2 protein-coding genes and 2 pseudogenes are annotated in these 2516 nt (G+C 72.6%); 3 read left to right on the forward strand and 1 reads right to left on the reverse strand.

Features of this window, described 5'->3' with window-relative positions; all coding sequences use genetic code 11:
• Nucleotides 1-60: 60 nt before the first annotated feature.
• The 3 genes and pseudogenes from LNW71_RS35455 (at nucleotide 61) to LNW71_RS35465 (ending at nucleotide 1470) form a co-directional block, all read left to right on the forward strand.
• Nucleotides 61-429, forward strand: coding sequence for an aromatic amino acid lyase (locus tag LNW71_RS35455; protein WP_285803302.1), 369 nt, complete (start codon nucleotides 61-63; stop codon nucleotides 427-429).
• Nucleotides 426-1321 (forward strand): annotated as a pseudogene (locus LNW71_RS35460) (aromatic amino acid ammonia-lyase). Before LNW71_RS35455 ends, LNW71_RS35460 begins: the two are co-directional and overlap by 4 nt.
• A 2-nt stretch (nucleotides 1322-1323) precedes the next feature.
• Complete coding sequence (locus LNW71_RS35465; protein WP_250972324.1) at nucleotides 1324-1470, forward strand: hypothetical protein; 147 nt, start codon at nucleotides 1324-1326, stop codon at nucleotides 1468-1470.
• Here the strand turns inward: LNW71_RS35465 and LNW71_RS35470 are convergent.
• A pseudogene (locus tag LNW71_RS35470) lies at nucleotides 1427-2499 on the reverse strand (Gfo/Idh/MocA family protein). The gene LNW71_RS35465 and the pseudogene LNW71_RS35470 overlap by 44 nt on opposite strands.
• Between the last annotated feature and the right edge of the window lie 17 nt (nucleotides 2500-2516).

Consider the following 2516-nt stretch of genomic DNA (forward strand, 5'->3'; position numbering starts at 1 on the left):
AAACGTGTCAAGGGGTGATCAGCGATCGACAGTAACCGTCTCCGCATCGACGGCTCCCGGCTGAGGTGCGACGACGTGGTCCGCGTGGCCCGGCGCAGGGCCTCCCTGGAGCTGGACAGCAAGGCGCTGGAGCAGGCGGGGCACGCCTACGAGGTAGCGCGCGACAGCGAGACCAAGAGGGCCGTCTACGGTCGCACGACCGGAGTCGGAGCGAACAGGCACGAAGTCGTCGACCCGCACGGCGCCGACCAGCACGGTCTGCGCCTGCTGCGCAGCCATGCGGGCACCACGGGCGACCTCTCGGACGAGGATCTCGTACGCGCGACGCTGGTCATCCGCCTCAATCAGCTCGCCGCGGCAGGCAGCGGCGTCCACCCGCGCCTGTTGACTGCGCTCGCCACGGCGCTTCGGTCGGCGCGGTACCGGTGACGCACACCCGAGGTTCCATCGGCACCGGTGACCTGGGCCAGCTCGCGGAGATCGCGCTGACCTTCGCGGGCGAGCGGCCGTGGGGCACGGGCGGGATCACACCGGTGCCGATCAGTCCCGGTGACGCGCTCGCCTTCATCTCCAGCAACGCGGCGACCCTGGCGCGGTCGGTGCTCGCCTGGAGCGACCTGCGGACGCTGCTGCGCGCGAGCCACAGCGTCGCGGCGCTGTCGTACTGCGCGCTGGGCGGTTCGCCCGAGGCGTTCGCAGCGCGGGTCCACGCGCAGCGCCCGCATCCCGGTTCCGTGCACTGCGCCTCGGAGATGCGCAGGCTGCTGTGGGCGGACACGGAACCGGCGCCCGGCCGGCGCCTGCAGGATCCGTTCGGCCTGCGCGCCTTCCCGCAGGTCCAGGGTCCGGCGCTGGAGCGGCCGACGCGCTGGAGACGGCGCTGACCATCGACATCAACGCGGCGGCGGAGAACCCCTTCATCGACGTGGAGACGGGTGACGTCTACCACCACGGCCACTTCGCCACCTCACACCTGGCCCTCGGCCTGGACCACCTGAGGGCCGCGGTGCACCACGTCGCGGAACTCTCCACGGCGCGCCTGAGCGACCTGGTCGAACCCGACCTGAGCGGCCTCCCGCCGTTCCTCGCGGACGGGCCGGCGGGCAGCTCCGGCATCATGATCCTGGAGTACCTGGCCCACGACGCCCTGAGCCAGATGAGGCATGCGGCGGCTCCCGTGACCCTCGGTACGGCAGTCATCTCCCGAGGCCTGGAGGACCACGCCAGCTTCTCCACCCAGGCGGCCCACGCCACGACAGCCGCGATCGCGTCGTACCGCACGGTCCTGGCCTGTGAGCTGGTCGGAGCCGTACGCCCCTGACCATGAGCGGGGCGGAGCTGCCCGAGGCTCCCGTGCGGGACGCGCTGCGGCTGGCGCAGCGGACCCTGCCGATGATCAAGGAGGATCACCCACTGACGCAGGAGATCACCGTCGCGGAGGATCTGCTGCCGGCGCTGGCAGGGCTCTGAGGAAGACCGGGGACGGACGTACGCAGGTGCTCCTCACCGGAAGCGCGACCCCTTGGTCCGCCGCCTCCATGAGCGTCAGCATGACGTCCAGGACGTGAGCGGCGAGTTCCGCGGAGGCCCGGTGCGGGCGCCCGGCCGACAGGGCGTCGGCCAGGTCGGCAAGGCCCGTTCCGCGCCCGGCGTCCGGGTATCCCGCGCTGACGGGCAGCGTCTCCCACTCCCCGTCACGGTGGATCTCCACGGGCCCGTCGAAGCCGTTCGGGTCGGGCACCGAGAGGGAGGCCGCGGTGCCGTGCACTCGATGCGGGGCAGCCGGGCGGCGCGGATGTCGAAGCTCATGACGAGCGTGGAAAGGGCACCGCCGGCGTGTTCCAGGACGCCGGTGACGTGGGTGTCCACCTCGACCGGGAAGCGGTGCCGGCGGGGGCCGCTGCCGATCTCCCGCTCCGCCCGCGGTCGCGAGGAGGCGCCGGTCACCCGGACGACCGGGCCCAGCAGATGGACCAGCGCGGACAGGTAGTAGGGGCCCATGTCGAGGAGGGGCCCGCCTCCCGGCCGGTAGTAGAACTCGGGGTCCGGGTGCCAGGCCTCGTGACCCGCGGTCGTCATGAAGGCGGTGGCCGCGACGGGGGTGCCGATGAGTCCCTTGTCGACGGCTCTGCGCGCGGTCTGGGTTCCGGTGCCGAGCACGGTGTCGGGCGCACAGCCCACGCGGAGCCCACCCTTGCGCGCCGCTTCCAGAATGGACTCGGCCTCCTTGCGGCCGGCGGCGAGCGGCTTCTCTCCGTAGACGTGCTTTCCTGCCCGGAGCGCGGCCAGGGCGACCTCCACATGGACGGCGGGCACGGTGAGATTGAGCACCGCGTCCACGTCGTCCCGGGCCACCAGACCGGCCACGGTCTCGGCGACGGCCACCTCTCCCCCGGCCTCGGCCGCTGCCGTCTCCGCGCGGTTCCGGTCGAGGTCGGTGACGGCCGTGAGCCGCACGCCGGGCAGTCGCTCCAGCGTCGAAAGATAGGCGCCGCTGATCCTGCCGCGCCGACCAT

This window comes from Streptomyces sp. RKAG290 (assembly GCF_023701695.1).
In the GTDB taxonomy this organism is placed as follows: domain Bacteria; phylum Actinomycetota; class Actinomycetes; order Streptomycetales; family Streptomycetaceae; genus Streptomyces.

Excerpts from the sequence above, each read along its gene's own strand:
- LNW71_RS35465 (WP_250972324.1), top strand. The coding sequence starts at position 1,324 with ATGAGCGGGGCGGAGCTGCCCGAGGCTCCCGTGCGGGACGCGCTGCGG.